Below are 22,729 nucleotides of genomic sequence, written 5' to 3' on the forward strand. Positions count from 1 at the left end.
ATTATTGTCTTAAGAAATACTTTTCTGTGCTATTAGGTTCGCTTTTGCGAACAAAAAGTCTTTTTTCAGCTTCAATACCGAGCAGCACCTGAAACACATCCGCCAATATGGCTCTTGAGGAATAGTAGCCGTGGCCTAAACCCAAGCTTGGTGCATCTATCAGGCTCACGTTGATGGAGTCAATATTTTCAGAAAATGCGCAGGCGCCAAAGCGTGGATTTTTGTTGTAGATTTCGGATACGGTCATAGCGCGGTCGTTGTAAGAGCAATAGACGGTAATGCGTTTGCTATTTTGTTTTACGGCGTCGGCAATATTAATAAACTCGTCAGCCTCGTAGTCGGGCGCATTTAAAATAAGCTCATTAATAATTTTGCTGTTAGGGTTAAGCGTAGAAAAATCTTTCAAGGCGGGCAGTACAATTTGGTGACCCATGGAATGCACCACCAAATTAATTTTTAAATTATTTGCGCGCACCTGATTCAAAAAGGTTTTAAAGGTTGCGATTGAATTTTTAGCATTCTTTAAATTGCCGTCGTAAGTGCGCGTAATCATCTGATTATCTAAAAATCCATCGCCCGCTCCGGCAGGCCAGGAAAATAAAACAATGGGGCCTTGGTATTTCAAATCAAACGCAATTTGTGAAGCACGCAAAATGGCATCTTCATAACGCAAATTAAATCCGTGTACAAATACCAAAGGGTAGCGTTCAGATTTTTTCAAATACTCAAAAACGGTCGGCTCGGTAAGGGTTTTGGAATTTAAAATTTTAAAAAATTCGTGGGACGACTGACGATTGTCCTTTGTGAATTTAATTAAACCCGTACTGTGATTTTTGGGCACGTTGATTTTGCAAGCACCAAAATGCGTGACGGAATCTAGTTCAACACCTAACTGATCATTAGTGCAGCCAAAATTTTCGCCTTTGAATTTTCGGTTACTTACCACCAACACATCTATGGCACGGGTATCTGAATAGTTTTCGGCAAAATAATTGCCCCATATTTGGCTTAGGCTTTTTTGAAAATCATCATCAATACTGGGAGGAGGTATAACAGCCACGGGTTCAGCAGGCTTGGGTGGCGTTACTACGGCGGGAGTTGAAAATGGCGATGGAAGTTTTGTGGGCAAACCACCACATGAACTCAAGATGAATAACACCATCAGTAAGGATAAAAACTTCATAGCACGGGCTCTGCTGTTGATTGATGAACATAATCATATTACGTAGCAAACAATATAACTAGCCAAGCACAGTTTGTTTCACGCAATAAAAAAGCCGCCAATACTTAACTCGCATTGACGGCTTTTATGTCGCGATTGAAGATTTATTTACCCTATGGCGTAAGCACTTGCAAGGCCGCGCTTACGTATACCAAAGGTGCATTCCAGTTAATGGCAATTTCATTGCTCGCGTAACTGCAACTGTGGTCGAGATAAGATTTTGCAGGCAAGCTGGATGCATAAGGCACGCTGCAATCTTTTTTATCTTGCTGGCCTGGGTTTGGGCCACCCGCTAAAAATCCTGGGATAGAACCAGCAATACCGTCTGCTACTGAAGGACGGTGATGAACATTTTGTGGCGTGCGCACACCAAAGCCAGTCACATAAGAAAAATCAGTTGGGTTGCGGCCAAGCACATAATCCAACAGCGATTGTGCGGTTTTTAAATAATCCGTTTTGGTGTTATCCACTTCATAAGCTGCTAGCAACATTATCGCCTGATTAAGTGCACCTGAATTGCTACCCCAGTTAAAATCGCCATTAACTAATGGCACGCCATAAGCAGATGCCATTTTTTTAGCGACTATATCAGTCGCTAAATTATTAAGGCGATTTTTAATTAAAGTTTTATCGGCAACTTTAGTAAGCGAATCCAAATGATGTGCGAGTGAAATCCAGGCGAGCGATTTTACGTCGCCCCAAGCCGGAACATTTGCGGTGACTGCAGATGGATTGAGATCTGCATAATAGCTATCGTCTTTAGTCGTGATATACAACTCAGCAGCAGCCCACGCAAATTCATCTGTCGCATCTTTATCGCCGTAAGCACCTGTCGCTATGTCACTGGGTTGCGTGTAATAAATCGCAGGATTTGCTTTTGCCCATTGATAAGCAGATTTAGCTGCCTTCAACATTTTGCTGGAAACACCGGGATACGTAGATTCGTATGGGGCGTATATGCGGCTGGCGGCTGCCATAACTGCTGCAAAATCCAACGCTGCCGGTGTGGCTTTTTGAACCAAAAAGCGATCCGATGTATCGGCATCAGGCATCACAAAACCACTAAAACTTTTACTCGTAAGTTTGTGATAGACACCACCATCATTTGGATCTTGCATGGCGAGCATCCATTCCAAATTCCACATGGCTTCGTTTAATAAATCCGGCACATCATCTGCGCTTTCCGGAATATTGAGATTTTGGTTTTTAAAATAATTTTCGTAACCTTCGTAAGCGGCGAGCAAACTGTAAGTGCTTATGCCAGAGTTTACGATGTAAAGATTATAATCGCCTGCGTCATACCAACCTTTAGGAGCAGACACTACAGTGCCCTCGGGTCGCGCAGCCGAAGCGGCTGATTTGTGTATATAAACTTTTGTATCCGCGTGACCGGCAGCGCGTTTATAAACGCCCGCATGAGACTCTAGCAGCGGTGTACTCGCGCGGTTGTAATAGAAGGCTTTAATGGCACCGGCATTAAGTGCATCGTAGGCGTTGGCTGCAATGGTGAAATTTGCTGGCTTTTCAATGCCATCCACGGTGAGTTTGTAGTCACCCGCAGTTGTTATTGAAGAAAAATCCGCGAGCTTTACAGATTCATTAGCAGGCTCCCAGGTTTGGGCTGCACTTAAATTACCGGTAAGTACAACAGAATTATCACTGGTTTTGCTCACGGTAAAAGTTGTTGCGGACACTGCCGGAACAACTGCAAGTTTTTCTGCGCCGGGTTTATAACCAATTTGGTTAAGCTTGATTAAATCAGATTGAGCCGCAGTAGACGCAATTGAACTGCTTGTTGACGCGGGCATAGAACTCAGCGAAGACGAATTTGCGGGCGGCGGTGTTGAATTGCCATCGCCACCTCCACTACAGGCGGTGAGAATCAGGCTTAACGTGACAAGACTTATATATTTTTGGCTTTTAGTGTTTTGCATTCCGGGGCTCCAGTGGTTAATCAAAGTACCTTCGCGAATACCTGCAATGTCCCTAGCGTTTTATCACAGGAAATAATCGTCCCAAATACTAATCACTTCATTCCCTCGCCTCAATTTGCCTTACACTTCTTGCGTGTAAAGAAAAGCAATCACAAAACCCGCAAAAACAATTGCACCTAATCATATTCGAGCCATAGCACATCCCGTATACTCGCGCCCATGACGCAAACTCCTCACTCCATTCTTAAAGATGTGTTCGGATACCACGAATTTCGCGGCCCACAAGCGGCGGTGATTTCAGCATTGGTAGCCGGAAACGATGCTTTGGTCTTGATGCCAACTGGCGGCGGTAAATCCCTGTGCTACCAAATTCCTTCGCTCGTGCGCGAAGGTGTGGGCATTGTGATTTCCCCGTTAATTGCACTGATGCAAGATCAAGTAAGTGCACTACACGAATTGGGCGTGCGCGCCGGATTTTTAAATTCCACCATGACAGCACAAGAGGCTTGGCAAACCGAACTCGCAATGCACAATGGCGAATTGGATATGCTCTACGTTGCACCGGAGCGTTTAATCCAACCGCGCACCATTGAATTACTTCATCAAGTAAAAATTGCACTCTTCGCCATTGATGAAGCTCACTGTGTATCACAATGGGGTCACGATTTTCGTGCGGATTATTTAAAGCTGGATATGTTGCAGCGCGAATTCCCTAATGTACCGCGCATCGCTTTAACCGCAACGGCAGACGTGCGCACACGCGAAGAAATTATTACGCGCTTGCAATTAGAAAACGCACAGCAATTTGTCAACGGATTTGATCGTCCGAATATTCAATATCGCATCCAGCAAAAAAATACACCCAAGGTTCAGCTCTTGCGTTTTTTGCGCGATGAACACGCTAATCACTCCGGTATTGTGTATTGTTTGTCGCGCAATAAAGTTGAACAAACAGCGGAATGGTTAAGTGCCGAAGGTTTTACGGCGCTGCCTTATCATGCCGGTTTAACGCCGCAAGTGCGCCAAAAAAATCAAAACCGTTTTTTGCGCGAAGACCAAATTATTATGGTCGCAACCATTGCATTTGGTATGGGCATTGATAAACCCGATGTGCGTTTTGTGGCGCATCTGGATTTACCCAAAAGCATTGAAGCCTACTATCAGGAGACCGGGCGCGCAGGCCGCGACGGTGAACCAGCAACTACACTTTTATTGTACGGATTAGAAGATGTAGTAAAGCTGCGCCAAATGATGAGCAACTCTGAAGGCAGCGAAGAGTTTAAACGCCATGAACAACAACGATTAAATGCGATGTTGGGTTTGTGTGAAATTACCAGCTGCCGTCGCCAAACTTTATTGCGCTACTTTGGCGATACACTCACACAAGCCTGCGGTAATTGCGATTCATGTTTAACACCCGCGCAAACCTGGGATGCTACCGAAGCTGTGCGCATGGCGCTTTCCTGCGTTTATCGCACCGGTCAACGCTTTGGTGCCGGTCACGTGATTGATGTATTGCGCGGTGCAAGCAATGAAAAAATTAATTCGTTTAATCACCAAACCTTGTCCACTTACGGCATTGGCAAACACATTGGCGCCGACGAATGGAAATCCATTATTCGACAATTGGTAGCGCGCGGTTATTTAGATGTGGATGCACAAGCCTATGGCGGATTGAAATTAAACGATAGCTGCCGAGCGATTTTGCGCGGCGAAGATACCATTCAATTACGCCGCGATATTAAAACATCTGCCACCAGTGTTGCACGCAAACAAGGTGTGGCTGTCGATGCAGAAGACCAGAATTTGTGGAACGCATTGCGTGCATGTCGCAAACGCCTAGCCGACGAACACGGCGTTCCACCCTACGTTATTTTCCACGATGCTACCCTGCGCGAAATGTTAGAGTTCAGACCCATAACACCTGACCAGTTGCTATCTATTACCGGTGTTGGCCAAAGCAAATTGGAGCGCTTTGGCGATGAATTTTTGGAAGTTATTCGGGAAGCGGAATATTAAAAACATGTTCCGCTAAACATACTTGTGTGATTTAGCAGTTAATCTAACCTTAAGGAGCTGGGCAATGAAACGTCGGTCTTTTATAAAAGGTAGTTTAGGTGGTGTTGCCAGTATTTATTTAACCGCTTGCGGACAACTGAAAAATTCTTCTATCGCTAAAGCGCCAGGCACTTATTTTATGTCTGTGCTGGGCGCGCAACCTTGCTCAACTATGGGCTTTACCCTCACGCACGAACATTTATTTGCCGATTTACGCTCCTATTCTGAACAGCAGAAAAATCCTTTATCACTCGACATAAATGAAGTTGTTGCAACTATATTGCCGCACCTTACAGAAATTCAAAAGCTTGGCTGCAAAACATTTATTGATTGCACCGCAGTAGGTGTTGGTAGAAATCCGCCACTGCTAAAAGCATTGGCCAATGCTAGTGGTATGCAAATTGTTACAACTACCGGCGCCTACTTATCCAACGATTCGCAATTCAAGCCCGATTATTTTGACGCTATGAGCGCTGAGGCTCTCGCTCAGAAATGGTTAGGTGAATGGCACGAGGGTATAGACGGCACAGGTATAAAACCGGGCATGATTAAAATCGGTGTATCTGGTGGCCGACTGACTAACGACGAAAATAAATTGATGCATGCTGCAATACTTACTCATAAAAAAAGCGGCTTAGTTATTGGTTGCCATGTAGGGCCCTGGCGTGAAGTGAAACCGGGTGTTAACGGCACATCGGCACTAGAACAAATTAAGCTTATAAAGAGTGCAGGTGCTTCTCCTAATAGATGGATCTGGATACACGCGCAGAGCGAAGTTGATTTTCAATATCATCAGCAAGCCTTGGCTCAGGGCGCGTGGATTTCTTACGACGGTTATCGCCCCGAGCAAACTCAACAATATCTGGAATTGATTACTAGAATAAAAGCCGAAGGCTATTTAAATCGCTTGCTCGTATCACAAGATTCAGGTTGGTATACAGCAGCAGAACCCAAGGGTGGAAAATTTAATTCGTTCGCGCCCCTGATGACCGATTTGTTACCTGCATTAAAAAATCGCGGTTTTAGTTCAGATGAATTAACACAAATTTTCACGCGTAACCCCGCCGAAGCTTTTCAAATAAAGACCTAGCCTAAATGGAATCATGCGAAAAATGACTAAATTTAAATACAGCAGTGGCTGCTTATGAAAACAATTTTGTCGTTTCTTATCTTTATAACTTTATGCGGTTGCGCTGCTCAGCCAAGGATGAATACAAAGTTTCATTCACGCAGCCAAAGCGACCGCATTAAATACATCATTATTCATTACACTTTTGCCGACCTGCCGAGCTCGTTGGAAACGCTTACGCAAGATGAAGTCAGTTCACATTATTTATTAACAGATGGTGAAAAACCTTTCTTCTATAAATTGGTAGATGAATCAAAACAGGCCAATCACGCTGGTTTAAGCAGTTGGAAGATTTATAACCAGCTGAATGCTTCATCTATCGGAATAGAAATTGTTAATTTGGGATTTTCGGATACACCGACGGGCCGAGTTTGGTATACCTATTCACAAGCGCAAATCGATCAATTGATTTTGCTTTTAAAAAAGCTTGTCGCGCGCTACCAAATCAAACCGGAAAATATTCTTGGCCACAACGAAATAGCGCCACAGCGCAAACAAGACCCGGGTCCGGTTTTTCCGTGGAAAAAATTAGCGGATGCAGGTTTAATTGTTTGGCCTGACCAAAATAATGTTGCGCAACGTTTGGCTATTTATCAAAACCAATTGCCAGATATTGCATGGTTTCAACAAAAGCTTGCACTGCATGGTTACGCAGTGCCGCAAACAGGTTTATTAGACAAGGAAACGCAAAATGTCATAGCTGTATTTCAATCAAAATATCGCCAAACCTTGTTTGATGGTATGCCTGATGCAGAAACGGCAGCGATTTTGGATGTGCTGATCTTTTCCAATTAAAAATCAATCCATTGCCATTAGGTAGGCAGATGTTGCTGTAAAAAACTGTCCGCATAAATCGACAAAAATGTTAAACATGCATGGTCATGCGTTGTTGAGCAGATATACATCAATTTTCCTTGAGCCTTAGCTGTTGCTACCGGGCAGTGCGGCTTTCGCTGAACGCAAAAAGAACTGCCATCAGCATGGATGCCTCGGTATTTGGGGATGAGCCCGAGCTGGATGACAGGGTGCGCCGACAGTTGGAAGCCATCAAGGAGCTGGAAAGTGACGATAAGAAGATTATCCAAGAAGCACGGGAAGGGCTGATTTTTAAATACCAGGCTAAACGCTGGTCTCGCATTAGCAATTCGAACTAACTATAAAATAAAAACCCAACTGCCAGTGCATTAAAAACGCACTGGCAGTTGGGTTCTGTTTCTTTTATTAAATAAGATGCAGATAAAATTTAAACTTTTCTCTGACTCCAGATTATTTTTTAGCGCACTAAATATCCTGCCTCTTGAAAAAAATTTAGTAATAACGCATCTAAATTTTCATCACTTAATCCTTGTTGTTTTCCTGGTCTTTGCCAATGCCAAACTAATTGAGCCGCTTGACTATTCAAATTATCAAATTCATTAGCCAATGAATTTGATAAATCAATATTGGTTAGCGCCGGATTATCAACAATCATCTGCTTAAAAACTGAACTTGGCGCCTCACCATCTAAAATATTTTTCAACATCACTTTTTCCTAAAGAGAGTAGTTGTTACGCCATATGAAGTTTCAGGTGTTCCTACATTTGTAAAATTATATTTAGCTGCCATGCGACCAGTCCACGTATTTGCGGCAGCCTGTTGTGGGCTCATATTTTTTAAATTTGATAAATATTGAGCTGCGTTAACACTATCAGAGTTTTCAATCCACGTTCCTCGAATGGCATTTACTTGCACGCCTTCGCGTTCCAAACGCTGCATTCCGCTAACAAACATATCTGTTCCTGAAGCATCAGACATTAAACTTCCGCCTTGGGGAGCACGAATATCAAAGCCAAGAATACCATCTCTATCCACATTCATAATCAAGCCATGAGACTCAGGATCTAAGTACCGGAGTTGAGTAGTGCCGCTGTTTAGGTCTGTTCTAATGAAATCATCGGCAACATCTACTCTCGCGGTTAATGAACTGTTTGTAGCCCCGCCTGTTTCTCGCGAAAGTAGCCCGGAAATCGCTGTCTTAGCATCTCCAAGGCTTTTGGCAACTGGCCCTAATGCGGCACCTAACGTGGTGCTAATCGCAAACTCGGTTTTGTCAAAACCACTACGTCCAAGATTTCCATTAGAAAGAGCATATAGCACATTATTCCCTCCCTGAACAGCTAAGTCACCAACTCCGCCTGCAATGTATCCACTGAGTGCTGCTCCAGTATAGCCACCAAGTTTGACGGCAGCTCCTGCCACCCCACCTACTGTTCCGCCAATTGTTAATAAACCTACGTCTGTGAGAACCCTACCCATACTAAGCATTTGCGGTGCTACATACGGTTTAGGCTTTTTATCACCCCAGAAGTTTGGATTGTAGGGTGCATGAACAGCGTGATTCACGTAACCCGTTGACTCGCTGCCGTCTCGATAACCTGTTACCACAACCTCATCCACCAAATCATATTGGTTTGATACCACATCTCTAACATCGGTGATGTAGGATTCATCTTTAGCTTGTTTTGCAACAGCAGTCGCTTTAAGAGCATCTGCACCTGCGTTGCCGCTGGACATTGCTAACGCTTGTGTGCCACCTGATGAACCCGAGGAAGACTGTACTACGCCAAACGGATCATTCCCAATATCATCCCAATTGACTTGGTTAGCAGGGGAACCGGCACCACCTCCGCCGTCAACCCTAGGTATAGCTAGCTGCACCACCTTACTCGCCAAGGCGTTCCCAAAAGCATCTGCTGCCATTTTGCCCCAATCACTTGAGTTGAGGCTGCCTCCACCATGCGCTAAGCGATTTAATGTAGCGTTAGCGGTAGAGCCAAGGAAGTTTCCAACAACATTGGTACCAAATTCACCACCGATTCCACCCAAAGCTTTGGTTAGATTATTTCCAGCTTTGCTTCCCATTAGTCCGGACGATATAGATGATGCTGCCATATCTGCCCAATTAAAATGTGTTTCTAAGCCCGCGATTTTATTACTTGAATAAGCGCCCACATAGCTTGCTGCTCCGCGGGCTAAGTTGCCTAAATTATTCAACTTTCCAAGTTCAACCCCCTTGGTTGCCCAGCTTGCTCCATTTAGCCAAGCACCAGCACCGGCAGAAAATCCTGCAGTCAAACCACTACTTGCGGCCTGACGAAAGTTGATTTTGTCCTGTACCCCCAATGCAACGCCAACAGCTTGGCTCGCTACACTGCCAACGAAGCCGCCTACCATCGCCCCAGCAAAGGTTGCAGCTAGTTGTGCAGCGGTTGCATTTGCAATACCACCACCAAGAACAGTTAATCCGCTCGATGTTCCTGCTCCAAAATAAGCTCCTGCGGCTCCTGCTGTATACACTGTGACTACTACGGCAACCACGACCATAATAATCGATGCTATGGCATTACAACCTTTAGCTTTGGGTGGAGGCAGTAGTGTCGGGCTTGGAGTTAAATCACCGATAACCTCAGTGTTGTTATAGGGTTTGAAGTTGGTGCTGGTATTTCCAATAACTTTATCGTTATTGGGGATACGTAGGCTGCGGCCAATATCGGCACCGCTGAAAGTATCGGTAGGCCCCATACTTAATGAGTTGAGATCTGCAATTAGATACCAAAGACTGGAGTCACCAAATAGTGACTGAGCAATACCCATTAAGGTATCGCCAGTATTTACGGTGTAAGCGCTAGGTGTATCACCTGCGGTGTATACAGAGCTTAGTGGCGATATATCTTGACCAAAATTACCGATATTTGCCAAGTCACCACCGGTAGGGGCGTAAAAATAGCTTTGTGTTTGAGTATTACCTGAACTTGAGGCTCGATCACTTCTCAGTAGTACTTGACCAGCTGTGTTATAGGACAGGTTGCGGTAAATATATTCCGTCTTATTGTTATTGATTGTTGTTATGGTTGCACTGGTTAGTCGGCCACGAATGTCATAGGTGTTAGTGGTGCTACCATCGGCTGTTCCTGATTGGCCTGTTCGTGCCGTGATTGAAGATACTTGCCTGCCAGCATATGTGTTGACGTATTGATAGTTGTAAGTGTTCGTGAATTTCTTAGTATTACTGCTTGAGCTTGTGTCATAGATGTCAGTTGTGTAGTTATCAATATCACCCGACGTTGTGTAAGTGTTGGTGGTAATAGTGTCTATTCTATTGTTAATAGTTTCACGAATGGTTTGGGTCTTTAACGCGCCGTCCTTAGTGTAGGTAGAATCCGACTTCTTTAAGGTTGCACTTGAGTAATTTGTGTAGTTGCTATTTGCGTTATAAGTTGTGCTTAATATTTTAAAGCTGCGCGTGTCATAGTCATTTGTTTGGCGAACTAAGTCGGTATATTTTGTTGTTGAGTAGCCTTGCTGTTGTTCATAGTTTGTAGTGACGCTTGCTGAAAGTTCCGCATCAAGACTGGTAGATGTGAGTGATTTACGTTTAATAGATTGGTTAGTTTCTTTAACTTGCCCCAAGTCGTTATAGGTGAAGGAAGTAAGTAGGTAATCATTGGCAAAGTATGTACCGTAACCTATGGTCCACCAACTTGCTTTTCCTTTAAATGCCTCTTGCGAGGCGCGCTTGCCAGCTACATAGCTGTAAACAACACCTTGGGATTCATTGGCCCCTACGTCATTTCCGACTAATACTCCGCTTTCCACTAATACTCGGTTTGCATTGTCGTATTTGAACCACTCGGTTTTATTTAACAAAGCTGTTGTATCTGGCAATGCATAAGTGGAATTAATACGGCGACGATTTCCCCACTCGTCGTATTCATAATGAAGCGTAGAAAGATTAGCGCTGGTGTGAGGCGCGCCATTATTCATGTTCGACGCTGGCGATGTTACATCCGTCAAACGATTTTGGGCGTCGTATTTGTAATAAATCCAACTATCTCCCGACGAAGAACTTTGTGCGGCAATATTTTGGTAGGTTGTAGGTTGACCTGTAACATTTTGCGTTATTGTGAAGGCAGTTACGCTAGAGCCCGCCAAATTGTTTTCTGCTGTTCTGTTTCCTCTAATATCAAAATAATAAAGACTACTTTTGCTGAAAGTTGTTGTGTAGTCGTTTGAAGTTAGAGTAACAGTCGTACCAGGATAACTATAAATAGAATTGTAACGGCTTACAACAGAAGTTGATTCAATAACACTTTTTTGCAGACCGTTACCCCAGTATGAATATTCGACTTTACCCAGGGTGGGACTATTGGCATTTTGTTCAATAGACAGCTGACCAAAATCGTTATAAGTATAGTTGTAACTTTGATTGGAATCGCCGTTCACTTTACGTGATTGAATGCGATCAGTTAAATAATCTTTGTAATCATAAATATTGGTGCGATCACGATAAGACCATTCATTAATCGTTGTCGAGGCACCAGCTGAAGAAAATAATTTATCAGAAACTTTATTGCTTAACTCATCGTAATTATAGTGATGGGAAGATCCCTCTTTACTGCGATTGATAAGTATGTTTCCGCGCTCATCAAATTGATAATATTGATAATTTCCCACGGCTCCGTAACTAGCGTAATCTGCTTCACTATAACGACGACCAGCCTGATCATATTGGTAGCTAGCCAAGAGAACTGACGTTGGTGTGACAGCATCACCTGATTTATATTCGTTTAGCGAACCATTGCGCAATAACGAGTGTGAGATAATTTGGTTGTTGTTATTAAATTGATCTACGGTTACATGCCCTACAGCATCTTTGGTGCCGACTCGATTGCCATAAGCATCGTAAATATATTCAAGAGTTACATTAGTAGCATCTATAGTTTTTGTGAGCTGCCCTGCTTTGTTGTAACTGTTAGTTGCTGAAGTACGCTCAACTGTTGAGTTGTTACTTAAATCTTTAGCCGATTCTACGGTTGTTGTTACGCGCCCTAACAAATCATAATTTGTGGTGCGAGTTACCTGAATAGATTTGAAAGTATCTGTAGCATTCAACTGTAATACTGGATTCGCAGTAAATTGTTCTATCTTTAACTGGTTGTCCTGGTTGTAAGTATAAGTAGTGGTTGTTTGGGCTGCATCTGTTCTTGTTAATACATTGCCCCAACGATCCGTGGTTTGAACAACCATTGGTGTTTTTAATGTTGTGTTGGACGTTCCATCATTTGCAGTTGCGAGAAATTGCGGTAACCGCTGCACCAAAAGATGCCCTGCTTTGTCGTAATAGTTCTCTGTCACACGAGTTTCTGCAGTAACACTTTGTATTGATCCACGTTGTTCAGTACGCGTCACACGGCCCAACAGATCATAATAAAAATAGGTATAGCCTTCTGCACTTTGCTTATACTGCACACGACCGGCTGTATCATAACTGTAGCTGTTAATAAGGGCATTGTTGTTGTAATAAGATGGTGATGTAATGATTGAAGTAGCATCTGTACTTAAACCCCATACTTTACGTTCTTCAGTAACTTCTCCGTAACCATTATATACGTTCACCTGGCCTGCAACTTTTTTAGTGCCGGTGAATGAATTTATTTGACCAGTATTCCCACTTTGATCATTAAACACATCTAGCGTTATTGTCTGCCGACCAACTGCATCGTATTCAAAACGGCGCTCAATGTTGTAGCTGTAATTAATATCTGCAGTTGCGTTGCTTACGCTTATTGCTTGTGTTTGTTTGACGATTCTACCGTTGTAATCAAACATACTTTCACTAATAGAGCCCACAGCATCAATGGTTTTAGTTTCGTTTCCTGCATGATCATATTCGTGAATAATGGAAAAGCTTGAGCCTATTAAATTAACCCCTGATTTTGTAGAACGGGTTTCTTTTTTCAGCTGACCAAATGCATCGTATTCGTATTCGGTAATAGGTGTTGCATCGTTAATTCGATTTATGAATACATCACCGCTCAACCCTGCAACTTCGCGAGTTGGTTCGGTTATTTTTGTGGTCTTACCTAATTTGTTGTATTCAAACTGTGTTAGGTTGTTATTTGCATCCCAAGATTTAGTGACTTCATTGAATGCGTTGTAATTTTTAGTATTAACGAGAGTTAAAGTGCCGTTCATCACGCGACGCACAATGCTAACGCGACCTTGCAAGTCGTACTCAGTTTCAGTGGTACGATCTAATGTCGATGTGGTGAAGCTAGGTGGTGTTGTTCGGTTAATTGCGCTGAATGCAGACGCACTTAAGGGGTTTGCATATTCTACGACGCGTCTTACGTTCCCCATGGAATCATAATCTGTCTTGGTTCCATAGCCTAAAGTATCAACGCTCCATATTTTACGGCCGGCTTTGTCATAGTATGAGTAGGTATCTGCTTTGGTGCCATTGAGATCTATGGTGCTGCTTTGTTGTGTAATGTTGCCCATGTCGTCATAGAAATATGACGTAACAGATTTACTTGAGTAGGCTGGATTAGATGACGCATTAATTAGATCATTTGTAGCTTTAGTCTGATCTTTACTAACATAATTGGTGAGGCCTGTTTCTGGTTGTGTGACTGTTTTAACGCGGCCGGCATTATCATAATCGTAGCTAACTGTGCGGCCAATTTTCCCTAATAATTTACTGGCAATATCTGCGGTACTCCAATAAAGATTTGGAGCTGTGCCTAAAGTTGGGGTTCCTGAAATGACACTGTTAAGATCACCATAACGTGTGACTGATCTTATGTTGCCCAATGCATCGTAGGTTTTTTGAGTTGCGTAACCCAAGCCATCGATATCATAAATTTCGCGGCCTACTGCGTCGTAAGTTTTAAATTGGACTATGCGATCTGTTGCATTTGGTCCTGTGCTAATACTGTTTCGTACAGCGCGCCCGGCAGAGTCATAAGTTACTTCAATAGTGCGTTGGAAACTGCCCGGTGTAGATAAGGCTGTTACTTGCCCTGTTAGCGGTGAGTAATAACCTGGTAGTGTTGTTTTAATTTGGCGATTATTTGCGTCATATTCATAAACGGTGATGCGAGTATTGGACCCCGTTCCGTTTGTTGCATAACCCAACTGGCCAAGCGCAGTAACCACTTCAGCGACTGTTATAGATGAGCGTTCATTTGTAGCCTGCGCACCGCTCATGGCATCTATAGTTGTTGTGCTTAGTGATTTGTCGTAAGCGCGTAACTCAAAAACATTATTATTTTTATCGTAAATGTTTTCGGTGACTAACCATTCAGTGGCGTTTTTGGCGCTGATAGTAAATCTTACACGGTTGTCATTGTCGTTGATTGTGAAAGTACGACGATCATTTGCTGCGTCTAAAGTTGGGGTAAAGGCTGGAGCAAAGGTTGGTGGAACAATATCCAGACCTGATAGTGTGCTAAGCCCAGTTGCATCAATAAGTGTTGCTAGCTGACGTGTTTGAATTAGCGAAGCATTTTTGTCGTAATTGAACGTGGTAACGCCACCCAGCGCATCAATTTGACGAATTTTTTGGTTGCTATCGTTGTACATGAACCATGTACTGTTGCGATTCGCATCAATAATTCTAGTGAGATTGCCTTGACTGTCATACTTGTAATCAGTAGTTAAGTTGAGTAATCCATAAGGATCCACTTGCTCCTTAATTTTTCTGCCTAATTTATCAAAGGTATAAAGTGTGACTTGTTGTGATGTGCTCGATAGACTTCCCTTCTCTACCAAAGTGGTGTTACCTACTTCGTCATAGGTAAATTTAGTAGAAAGCTCTAATCCATTCGGGTTGTCATTGAATGTATTGATTGACTTGGGGTCAATTATGATTTGTTTAATTTGCCCTTTCTTGTCATATATATATTGAGTTGTAGAGGGCGTTGCGCTGCCGGCACCTTCGGTCACCTGAATTTTTCGGCCTTGTCCATCAAATTTGTAAGTAGTTTTTATTTGTTCACTTAAGCTAGCGGTTACATTGACTGTTTTGCTTACAACTCTGTCAGCAGCATCATAATCGTAACGAGTTACAGTGCCGCTTGCATCTGTACTTTGGTATAAGCTCCCCGAGTTGTAATATTCATTCTTAATAGTCCGTATATTTTTAGCGTCATAGACTTCAAATAATTTTCCATCTTTTGTATAGGAATAAGTTATAACACCGCCTTTACCATCGGTAATTTTTAAAATTTCACCTGTGCGTGTTCTTTCGGTTGTGACACTAATGCCTTCAATAGATGTAACTGTTAGCTTACGGTTTGCGTCATCGTAATTGTATGCAGTGAATAAACCGGAGGTAGTTCCATCATAACTTTTGACGGTACGGCCAAATGCATCAACTTCAATTTTTCTGGTGCGCGACATTGGATCTGTGACAGTTATGGTACGTCCACTATCGCTATAAGTTGTAAAGGTGTGATGACTATTTGCATCATAACTATCAACAATGCGGCCAAAACCATCATAAACAACACCAGTTTTTGCAGCTAAACCAAGATAATCACGTGTTGTATCCTTAACTCTGCCTAACAGGTCATAACTTAATAATGTGGCGGAACCATCTGCGGTCGTTGAATCATTTAGCTGGCCGTAAATGGTGTAATTATTTGTAGTTTTTCTGCCTAAAGCATCGGTTATTTCTTTTGCTAAACCTAGTTTGTTATAAGTTGTGGATACCACAGCATCTGTGTTGCTGTCTGCGACTATGTAGCCTGTGACATTGGATTCCAGTCCGCCGGTAGTAATTGTTGCAGATATACGATTTGTGTAAACACGAATTGAGCTAACTTGACCAAAGCTGTTGTAACTAGTTTGTGCTACTTCACCAAGTGCATTAACGGTATAAGTTAATTGCCCTGCAGTGTTGTAGAAAAGGAACGTTTTAGTTTGCGGTTTGCCATTTTGAATGGGCCCGAATTCCGCGATCTTTCTACCCACTGCATCAAATTGTACAGTGGTACCGTAGTTAGTGATGGCTGTAGAAATTGCGCTGGCACTAGGAGTTTCTCCTAGTGATACTTCACCTACACCGCTCACCGTGCCTGTGATGTCTCCAAACGAATTATATTGCACACGGGATGCACGCTGGTCTGACGTACCATCAGCCTGAATGCTACGAACTAAACGACCCGCACTGTCATAGACATTGCGTGACTTTGAGCCATCAACACCAATGATGTTATCTACACGACCAAAGCTGTCATAGTTGGTTGTAGTAGTCTCTTTTATTCCAGCTAAAACCGTGGGCGTTTTTAAAGTTGCCAGGGTTGCAGTATCTGATGTTACCACTGCAGTCATATATTGAATTATTTGACGATTATTATTGGTTGAGTCGTAAACAGTTTCAGTTAAAAAGCCTTGTTCGTTTACTGTGCCAATTGGCCGACCTTCTGCATCGTAATAGTAATATGTTGTTAACTTATCGCCCGCACCTACAGCCGCTTTCATGCTATCGAAAGTGCTCACCGTCGCAACTTGATTGCCATAACGTAACGTTTTTATCAGACGACCAACGCTGTCATAAATATTTTCGTTGAGATATTTCTCCGCATCCAATTGTCCTTTTAAAAGTCCGTCACGATCATAGAAATAACGTGTGACTCGACCTGATTGCGTGGTTTGAATTAAGCGTGACAAACCATCATAATCATTTACGATAGTTGCAACACCATCAACAGTGGTCGTTTTCAATCGACCAGCAGTATCATAAGTATTTGTTGTTGAGCGATCATTTACTGCATCGCTAATGAGACTCACGCTGGCAGGAATTGAAGCTGCGTCCACCCATGTGCTGAGAGTAGAGGATGAAATAGGCATCGCGTAATTAATTTCAGTTAGAACTCGGCCATCTGCATCATAAGTAAATGCGGTGGCCGCGCCTGTTGCATTTACTTTGGTGCTAATACGCCCTGCTACGTCATAAAAAAAGTAACTGCTGGCGCCTGTTGGATTTTGGGATATTCTTAGGCGGCCTGCATTATCATAAATGAAGCTAGTAATGCGATTGCTGGTGTTATCTGTACTAGTGAGGCTTGTGATTCGACCTTTGTTATCAATACTGGTAAATACACTCAAGCCAGATGCGCTATTAGTTACGGTAATTTGCGCGCTAGCATAAGTAGTGGTGGTTGTACCTTTCTCATTAACGACTTGGGTCTGACGACCCAATCCATCGTAAGTTGCGCTACTAAGAATTGTTTCTGTTGCACGAACTGCGATTGTTTGTAGTAATTGACCTTGCGCACTATAAACATATTTATTTACGTCGTTTGCCGTTGAGGCTATACCTAAACCACTGCTGTTAACGAGTGCGTATTGAGTTGTCTTTTGTAGATTTCCCCGTAAATCGTATTCGTACTCTGTAAGTTGAGTTTTAGTTTTATCTTGCGATGTAACCCAACTAACAAGATCAGTTTCAGAGAAGCTGGTGTTTGTGTAAGGTGCGCTGGAATATAGGATGACTTGTGATACCAAACCATTACTGTTGTAACGATTTTCGCTAACTCGACCTTCAGCACTGATGGTAAAACGTAAATGGTTAGATGAATCGTATGCATAGCGCACTGTTTCAGCGCCTGATGGGCTAGTTAATGATGGTTGAGTGTAGCGGGTCTCGGTAAGCAGTTTATTGGTGATTATATTGAATGTGCGAGTAATGGTATTACCTATTGCATCTACTTCGCTGGTTCGATTGCCGTTTGCATCATAACCATAAGTAATTTGGTTGCCGCGACCATCGGTAACAGTTTTCAGATTTCCATCACTGTCGTATGTATAACTGCTCGATTGCTTCACATTGTTTACGGAAGAAGATTCGACTTTTAACAATTGAGAATTAGTTGTGTCGTAGGTGTATGTCCAAATGTCACCAGCAGCGTTAGTGACTGTTGTCGTTCCAGTGCCATAAGTAAAGCTCGTGAGGCCGCTATAGTCACTAACTGTTTTTACTCTTCCAGTGGAGTCATATGTGAAGCTGGCATAAGTGCCGTCGGATTGTTGAATTTTTGAAAAGCGTGTACTGGTAGTGTCGGAATATGAGTAGGTGGTCGTGTAAACTTTACCATCAGTTTTAGTGTTATCGTTAGGTGTTAAGTCAGTTGTAACAGAGGCTAAGCGCTTGTAAACATCATAGGCGTAATAGACTTGCATATTCAGAACGTTACCGCTTGTGCGGGTGTCGATTCGTTCTAATTTATTTAATCCATTACCTGAAGTGCCGTAAACAAATTCCATGGATTCCATGGTACGGATATCGCTTATTTTAGTGAGCTTATAACCATTAAATGTGAAATCAAAACCGTTTCCGCTTGTGTCCCTGGTATTTTTTAGCACGCCTGTTGATAGATAACGGTCTACAGTTCCACTGCTTCCTTCTGTCCATATAAATTCGTTGGTTAACGTGTCCCAAATAATTTTATCGTGAGCCCCATCTCCTTCCGTGGATTTATAAGATGCGGATCCTGCATCCCAAGTGAATACCGCCTCGTGACCGTCGTCTGTTGCTCGTGTTAACAGACTGCCTACAGTGTTCAGCGTGCCTGATTTTAAATAAACACGACGCTCTCCCGCCCAGCGCCAACCATCAAGATCGCCATCCAGATAAAGTGATGATCGAGTCATATCAACTTTAGAGTTATATGTACGTAAGGCGCCTATATCGGCACCCATTCCAGATAGGGATTCGTCAAGAAATTGGACAGATAAATTACCGGTAGCAACATTTACATTTGCAACACCATTCGCTTGACCTAATAAGTGTGAATCTGCGGTAACTCCCATTCCGTTAGAGAGTGCATTCCACAAGCCAAGTCCATTTCCCGACACTATGCCGACCATTTCAATCCCCTATTAATCCTGTAAATTTTTTATTAATGAATCCTTTTTATCTGGCTAGATTTCCATGGGATAAATTTAATCAGCACCCCACTATGTATCTTTTAAGTCAGCAAAATAAAAAGTAAAAAATACCGTAGTAACACTATGTTTCTATATATCCATCGGAATAAGGAAAAGTTTAGGGAAATTTAAAAATATTTTTTTATGCTGCTTTTTTTGCAAAAAAGTGATGCTTTTTTTTAAAAAGTAGGATTACTATTGCGCCATTTTTCCGTTATTGAACTTTTGTTTAAGCAAATAATTAAGATTTTATTGGATTTTTTGACGGCACTTTGGGATGTTAAGGAGCTTGGTATGATAGGAAAGATAGGTTTTACCGGTCTGAAAAATAAGGAAGTATTATTTAATTTTCTAAATAGGTTCTTGGGGATAATAATTGGTTTTTTGTTGATTCTCCCGTGTGCGTACGCTCAACTTCCTCCTACTGTTTCCTTGGGCTCCCCAATAAGTCAGTCGGGAACCGGTGGAGAAAAGTACTATTTTGGTGAGTATCCATCGCTATATATCAATGCATATGCAAGTGACAGTGACGGATCCATTGTCAAGCTTGAGTACTATGTGAATGACGTACTCTATTCAACGGGTCCAGTTTCGGGAACTCTTATATCCTGGAATCCACCTAGCCCTGGTATATATACGGTTTATGCGATTGCTTATGATAATAGTGGTTTAAGTACAAAATCTGAAACACGCGAATTTCGAATTACGCCGGCCGATGGTTCACCTTTGGTGGTATTAGCTTCACCGAAGAACGCATCAGCATCATGTATTGTCGGTCAATCATTTACTATTGCTGGGTTGGTTTACAGGGGTACATCTAATGTTGTAAAGGTGGAGTTCAAAGTAAATAGCCAAGTTATAGGAACAGATCTAACTTTAACTACAGACCCTAATAGAGCTAGTGTATGGCTACCCCCAAGTGCCGGCACATATCTGATTAATGTTTCTGTGTACGACCAAAACGGTCACGTAAGTACTACACCAACAGTGAATTTGACGTGTGCCTTATCAGGTAGCTCCTCGTCGAGGTCTTCCAGTCTTTCCAGTGCATTAGCAAGTAGTTCATCGCTAAATTCTTCGCTTTCATCGCGCAGTGCAAGCTCATTGGCTGGTAGTTCTGCGTCAAGCTCCTCCAAGTCATCTAGCTATTCGAGTAATGTTAGTTCGGTAGCAAACAGCGTTATCTCCAGCTCGATATCGAGTAGCGCCTCGTCAAAAATATCGAGTAATTCCAGTTCAATGATGAGCAGCGCAGCTGCCAGTTCCATATCGAGCAGCTCTTCCAATTCTTTTGCTTCTAGCTCGATGGCTAGCAGCCTATCTAGTGGCGTTTCTTCTAGCAGCGGACCAACGGTTCTTTCTTTACCGGCAACTATTCAGGCGGAAAATTATGCGACTATGTATGGTGTTTGGAACGAAGACACCACAGACGTTGGCGGTGGCAAAGACACTGGAAATATTAATACCGGTGATTGGATGTCTTACACAAATTACAGCCTGAATATTCCAATCACGGGAAGCTATAAAATAACGTATCGTGTTGCCAGTCCCAATAGCGACACTATCCTTGGATTAAGAGAAGCTAGTACGGAAAACATTTTAGATACTGTACCAGTTCCTAATACAGGAGGATGGCAGGCTTGGGTGAATGTCGAGCGTACTGTTACGCTCACGCAGGGGCAGCACAGCTTTAAAATTTTTGGAAATGTTGGAGGATTCAATGTTAATTGGTTTAAAGTTGAATATATAATTCCTACTGCGTCTGTAACAATACAAGCTGAAAGTTATAAAAGTATGTATTTTGTTTGGGAGCAAAATACACAGGATGTCGGCGGGGGGCAGCACGTTACTGATTTTTCCAGTACAGATTGGCTGTCGTACGACAACACAGTAGTTACAGCGCCTGTAACAGGTAATTATTTAATTACATATAGAGTCGCAACTACCAATAGCACATCGAGTATTGAACTTAGGGAGATCAGCGGAAACACCTTAATCGATACTACGATAGCAATTCCAAATACTGGGTCTTGGCAAACGTGGGTTGATGTAACACGTGTGGTAACCTTAGCTCAAGGAAATCATAGCTTTAAACTGGTGTCGCTATCTGGAAATATCAATATTAATTGGTTCCGAGTTGATAACGTTAGCTTGGTAGTTTCATCTTCGTCTTCTTCGAATAGTGTTGGGTCGAGCTCTTCGTTGTCGTCGATTGGTGTAAGTTCAAGCATTAGTAGTTCTGCATCAAGCTCTTCTAAGTCATCTAGTGCTACTTCAACAAGCAGCAGTGTCACGAGCACAGTTTCAAGCGCTTCTTCTTCGAAATCTTCAAATGCTTTCAGTTCGTTAGTGAGTAGTTCCTCGTCAAGCAGTGCTCCGGTATCGAGTGGTTCTTCCTCTAGATCTTCAACTTTTTCGAGTTCGCTAGTGAGTAGCTCCTCATCGGTTAGTAATTCACTATCAAGCAATTCTTCATCAATCTCTTCGAGTGTTTCTAGTGCATTAACGGCTAGCGCTGCGTCGAGCTTTTCCAAGTCTTCCAGCCTGTCCAGTGCGACAAGTTCCTCGCCCACAAATTATGTTACTGGCTTGAAGGGTAAATATTTCGGGTACGATCAGTCAAGCAATGGAAACATCGATTTGACAAATGTTTCTCAGGTTGTTTCGATAATAAATTCAAAATCTCCAGATGCTACCTTCATTGCTACGACACTCAATTATGGTCCCGGTACCCTGCACTTAGGGCAAACGAATAATCTTCAGTTATTTTTAAAATCTGATGCTGCATCATTGAACACTGATCCTGGCAACACAAGTGATGCCATATTATTTTTAGCTGGGAAAATTCAGCTAGACGTCGGGTCTTATACATTCCGAGTAAGAGCTGACGATGGTTATAGTATTAGAGTCGATGGATTAGTGGTTGCAGAATACAATGGCAATCAATCCGCAACTACCCGTACGCATACGGTGTTTACAATATCGCAAGGTGGGTTACACAATATCGAGATCATTTATTGGGATTCAGTTCACGGTCATGAGCTAGGTATTGAAATCGCCAATAATACTGGCGTTTATACTTATCTTGGAGGAGCAAGTCTTTTATATGACCCTAGTGTGAACATTCCAGCCACAAATAATTCAAGTTCAGCATCAAGTAGCAACTTATCGAGCTCAGTGGCAAATAGTTCTTCATCAAGATCTTCTAGTAATTCTAGTCTTGCGGTGAGCAGTGCAACCTCTAGCTTTTTATCTAGTGGCTCTTCCAAATCCTCAAATGTTTCTAGTTCGATTTTGAGTAGTTCATCTTCAAAGTTTTCTAGTGTTTCCAGTGCAGCTATCAGTAATGCTTCGTCTAGTTTTGTATCAAGTTCTTCTTCTAGGTTTTCGAGTTTTTCCAGCGCAGTAATGAGTAGTTCGTCTTTCATGTCTTCGAGTGTCTATAGCTCATTAACAAGTAACTCTTCTTCGAAGTCTTCCAGCGTGTCTAGTGCGGTATCAAGTTCATTAGTCAGTAGCGCTGCTGCCCCAGTTGCACCAGCAGGAGTCTCGATTGAACTGACTTCACCTGAGAGCTACGCGGTCGATAACTATTTGCTTAATCAGCAGGTGTCGTTAACTGCACGTATTACC

General features: G+C 42.6%; 12 protein-coding genes and 2 pseudogenes. 6 read left to right on the top strand and 8 right to left on the bottom strand.

The features are described 5' to 3' along the window. Position 1: 1 nt before the first annotated feature. Together IE104_RS16715 and IE104_RS16720 are read right to left on the bottom strand one after the other, a co-directional pair. Positions 2-1,183 carry an alpha/beta hydrolase gene (locus IE104_RS16715; protein WP_189420585.1) on the bottom strand — a complete coding sequence of 394 codons (1,182 nt, stop codon included), beginning with the start codon at positions 1,181-1,183 and terminating at the stop codon, positions 2-4. Positions 1,184-1,335: 152 nt separating this feature from the next. Next, positions 1,336-3,156, bottom strand: coding sequence for a glycoside hydrolase family 9 protein (locus IE104_RS16720; protein WP_189420587.1), 1,821 nt, complete (start codon positions 3,154-3,156; stop codon positions 1,336-1,338). A 219-nt stretch (positions 3,157-3,375) separates the two neighbouring features. Here IE104_RS16720 and recQ point away from each other — a divergent pair, with 219 nt between their 5' ends. The 4 genes from recQ to IE104_RS16740 all read left to right on the top strand — a co-directional run bounded on the left by recQ (position 3,376) and on the right by IE104_RS16740 (position 7,497). Next, positions 3,376-5,175, top strand: coding sequence for a DNA helicase RecQ (gene recQ / locus IE104_RS16725; RefSeq protein WP_189420589.1), 1,800 nt, complete (start codon positions 3,376-3,378; stop codon positions 5,173-5,175). 64 nt (positions 5,176-5,239) lie between these two features. Beyond that, the gene (locus IE104_RS16730) at positions 5,240-6,304 is read left to right on the top strand and encodes a phosphotriesterase family protein (RefSeq protein ID WP_189420591.1); all 1,065 of its coding nucleotides are present in this window, start codon (positions 5,240-5,242) and stop codon (positions 6,302-6,304) included. Between the two features lie 117 nt (positions 6,305-6,421). Next, on the top strand, positions 6,422-7,138 hold the full coding sequence (locus IE104_RS16735; protein WP_229838042.1) for an N-acetylmuramoyl-L-alanine amidase: 717 nt from the start codon (positions 6,422-6,424) through the stop codon (positions 7,136-7,138). A gap of 185 nt (positions 7,139-7,323) precedes the next feature. Further along, positions 7,324-7,497 carry a hypothetical protein gene (locus IE104_RS16740; RefSeq protein WP_189420595.1) on the top strand — a complete coding sequence of 58 codons (174 nt, stop codon included), beginning with the start codon at positions 7,324-7,326 and terminating at the stop codon, positions 7,495-7,497. Positions 7,498-7,616: 119 nt separating this feature from the next. Here IE104_RS16740 and IE104_RS16745 read toward each other — a convergent pair whose 3' ends face one another. From IE104_RS16745 to IE104_RS19070, 4 genes are all read right to left on the bottom strand, one after another. Next, entirely contained in the window at positions 7,617-7,865 is a 249-nt protein-coding gene (locus IE104_RS16745) for a hypothetical protein (protein WP_189420597.1), read from the bottom strand. After that, on the bottom strand, positions 7,865-19,036 hold the full coding sequence (locus IE104_RS16750; protein WP_189420598.1) for an RHS repeat domain-containing protein: 11,172 nt from the start codon (positions 19,034-19,036) through the stop codon (positions 7,865-7,867). The genes IE104_RS16745 and IE104_RS16750 overlap by 1 nt, the downstream gene beginning before the upstream one ends. Positions 19,037-20,061: 1,025 nt before the next feature. Continuing rightward, positions 20,062-20,232: a hypothetical protein gene (locus tag IE104_RS19065; protein WP_229838044.1), complete on the bottom strand. Its 171-nt coding sequence runs from the start codon at positions 20,230-20,232 to the stop codon at positions 20,062-20,064. 9 nt (positions 20,233-20,241) lie between these two features. Next, positions 20,242-20,382 (bottom strand): hypothetical protein, encoded by a 141-nt coding sequence (locus IE104_RS19070; RefSeq protein ID WP_229838045.1) that lies wholly within the window; start codon positions 20,380-20,382, stop codon positions 20,242-20,244. Positions 20,383-20,401: 19 nt separating this feature from the next. Here IE104_RS19070 and IE104_RS19200 point away from each other — a divergent pair. Further along, positions 20,402-21,178 (top strand): annotated as a pseudogene (locus IE104_RS19200) (carbohydrate-binding protein); the annotation flags it as partial. Here the strand turns inward: IE104_RS19200 and IE104_RS19075 are convergent. Then, positions 21,178-21,669 (bottom strand): hypothetical protein, encoded by a 492-nt coding sequence (locus tag IE104_RS19075; protein ID WP_229838046.1) that lies wholly within the window; start codon positions 21,667-21,669, stop codon positions 21,178-21,180. The pseudogene IE104_RS19200 and the gene IE104_RS19075 overlap by 1 nt on opposite strands. Before the next feature lie 217 nt (positions 21,670-21,886). Here IE104_RS19075 and IE104_RS19205 point away from each other — a divergent pair. Continuing rightward, a pseudogene (locus IE104_RS19205) lies at positions 21,887-22,123 on the top strand (PA14 domain-containing protein); the annotation flags it as partial. A 53-nt stretch (positions 22,124-22,176) separates the two neighbouring features. Here IE104_RS19205 and IE104_RS19080 read toward each other — a convergent pair. Next, complete coding sequence (locus tag IE104_RS19080) at positions 22,177-22,524, bottom strand: hypothetical protein (protein WP_229838047.1); 348 nt, start codon at positions 22,522-22,524, stop codon at positions 22,177-22,179. Positions 22,525-22,729 lie beyond the last annotated feature (205 nt).

The organism is Cellvibrio zantedeschiae (genome assembly GCF_014652535.1).
GTDB classification, from domain to species: domain Bacteria; phylum Pseudomonadota; class Gammaproteobacteria; order Pseudomonadales; family Cellvibrionaceae; genus Cellvibrio; species Cellvibrio zantedeschiae.

Coding starts and splice junctions, on each gene's coding strand:
- recQ (WP_189420589.1), top strand. CDS start 3,376: ATGACGCAAACTCCTCACTCCATTCTTAAAGATGTGTTCGGATACCAC.
- IE104_RS16735 (WP_229838042.1), top strand. CDS start 6,422: ATGAATACAAAGTTTCATTCACGCAGCCAAAGCGACCGCATTAAATAC.
- IE104_RS19080 (WP_229838047.1), bottom strand. CDS start 22,524: ATGAAAGACGAACTACTCATTACTGCGCTGGAAAAACTCGAAAACCTA.
- IE104_RS16740 (WP_189420595.1), top strand. CDS start 7,324: ATGGATGCCTCGGTATTTGGGGATGAGCCCGAGCTGGATGACAGGGTG.
- IE104_RS16715 (WP_189420585.1), bottom strand. CDS start 1,183: ATGAAGTTTTTATCCTTACTGATGGTGTTATTCATCTTGAGTTCATGT.
- IE104_RS16720 (WP_189420587.1), bottom strand. CDS start 3,156: ATGCAAAACACTAAAAGCCAAAAATATATAAGTCTTGTCACGTTAAGC.
- IE104_RS16730 (WP_189420591.1), top strand. CDS start 5,240: ATGAAACGTCGGTCTTTTATAAAAGGTAGTTTAGGTGGTGTTGCCAGT.
- IE104_RS16745 (WP_189420597.1), bottom strand. CDS start 7,865: ATGTTGAAAAATATTTTAGATGGTGAGGCGCCAAGTTCAGTTTTTAAG.
- IE104_RS16750 (WP_189420598.1), bottom strand. CDS start 19,036: ATGGTCGGCATAGTGTCGGGAAATGGACTTGGCTTGTGGAATGCACTC.